Here is a 1,633-nt window from a genome sequence, read left to right as displayed (position 1 = left end):
GGCCTGATCGAAGGCCACGTGAGCCTGCGTGGCACGCGCGGCCAGCCCTCGCTGGGCGGTGATGCGCAGCTGAGCAACTTCAAGGGCGAGTTCCCGGCGCTGGGCCTGACCTTCGACCAGGGCAAGGGCAGCTTCGTTGCTCAGCCTGATGGCTCGGCCAAGATCACCGCGCAGGCCAATTCGGGCAAGGGCACGCTGTATGTCGACGGCGGCCTGTCCTGGTTCGGCGATGCACAGCCGCTGCAGCTGAAGATCCACGGCGAGAATGTGCTGCTGTCCAACACCAGCGAACTGCGCATCGTCGCCAATCCCAATCTGGACTTCACTCTGGCCAAGGCCGCGATGGAGCTGCGTGGAACGGTGCACGTGCCCGAGGCCGACATCGATCTGGAACGCCTGGACCGTGGCACCTCGGTGTCCGAAGACGTGGTGGTGCTGGACCCGGCCGATCCGGAAGAGTCGCGTACCTCACCGCTGGACATGGAGCTGACTGTCAGCCTGGGTGACAAGGTCAAGATGACCGGCTTCGGCCTGAAGGGCGCGCTGACCGGCAAGATGCAGGTCTGGGCCAAGCCCGGCCGCGAGATGACCGCCAACGGCGGCCTGGAAGTCAGCGGCCGCTACAAGGCCTATGGCCAGGACCTGACCATCACCCGCGGCAACCTCAACTGGAACTACAACGCGGTGTCCGACCCGCGCATCAACATCCGCGCCGAGCGCCGGATCGGTGATGTCACCGCCGGCATCGACGTGACCGGGCGCGCGCAGCAGCCACGTGCCGATGTCTGGTCCGATCCGGCGATGTCGCAGTCCGAAGCACTGGGTTACCTGGTGCTGGGGCGCAGCCTGACCGGTGCCAGCAGCGACCAGACCCAGCAGGTGAACGCCGCATCCGCCGCGCTGTCGGCCGGCAGCGGCCTGCTGGCTTCGCAGCTGGGTGCCAAGCTCGGCCTGGACGATGCCGGCGTCAGCCAGTCGCGCGCGCTGGGCGGTTCGGTCATCGGCGTCGGCAAGTTCATCTCACCCAAGCTGTACGTGGGCTACGGCGTGTCGCTGGTGGGCGCCGGTTCGGTGATCACCCTGAAGTACCTGCTGCGCCGCGGCTTCGACGTGGAAGTGGAATCGAGCACGGTGGAAAACCGTGGCTCGTTGAACTGGCGGCGGGAAAAATAACGGTGTGGTAGTGCCGGCCGCTGGCCGGCAACTGCACCGTATCCCGAATTCGGTGGGTTGCCGGCCAGCGGCCGGCACTACCGTGCACGCATACCCAACCATCGGCCGTTGCCCCATCCGGCCCCAGCGGCTATGGTCCCGGGCTGTTCTGTCGTACCGGATTGCCTCATGTCGCCACGCAAAGCCCTCCCCACCGCCCTGGCCCTGGGCCTGACCCTCGCCGCTGGCGCCCACGCCGATGAAGGCATGTGGATGCCGACCCAGCTGCCGGAGCTGGCCAAGCCGCTGCAGGCGGCTGGCTTCAAGGGCAACCCGGCCGACTTGGCCAACGTGACCGCGCCGCCGCTGAGTGCGGTCGTGCGTGCCGGCGGTGGCACCGGCTCGTTCGTGTCGGCCGATGGCCTGCTGCTGACCAACCACCACGTGGCGATGGGCGTGATCCAGTACAACAGCTCGCCCG

The 1,633-nt window shown here is 67.5% G+C and carries 2 protein-coding genes; both read left to right on the top strand.

What is annotated here, in order from left to right; translation table 11 throughout:
• A partial coding sequence (locus AB4Y84_RS21095; RefSeq protein WP_442250866.1) for a translocation/assembly module TamB domain-containing protein occupies window positions 1–1,173 on the top strand: 1,173 nt, incomplete at its 5' end.
• 168 nt (window positions 1,174–1,341) lie between these two features.
• The coding region (locus AB4Y84_RS21090) for a S46 family peptidase (RefSeq protein ID WP_442250865.1) at window positions 1,342–1,633 on the top strand (292 nt) is incomplete at its 3' end.

The sequence above is a fragment of the Stenotrophomonas sp. 2YAF22 genome, assembly GCF_052114665.1.
GTDB lineage: Bacteria > Pseudomonadota > Gammaproteobacteria > Xanthomonadales > Xanthomonadaceae > Stenotrophomonas > Stenotrophomonas indicatrix.
Note: the sequence above shows the minus strand (reverse complement) of the source record. Positions and strands in the feature narration are given on the sequence as shown.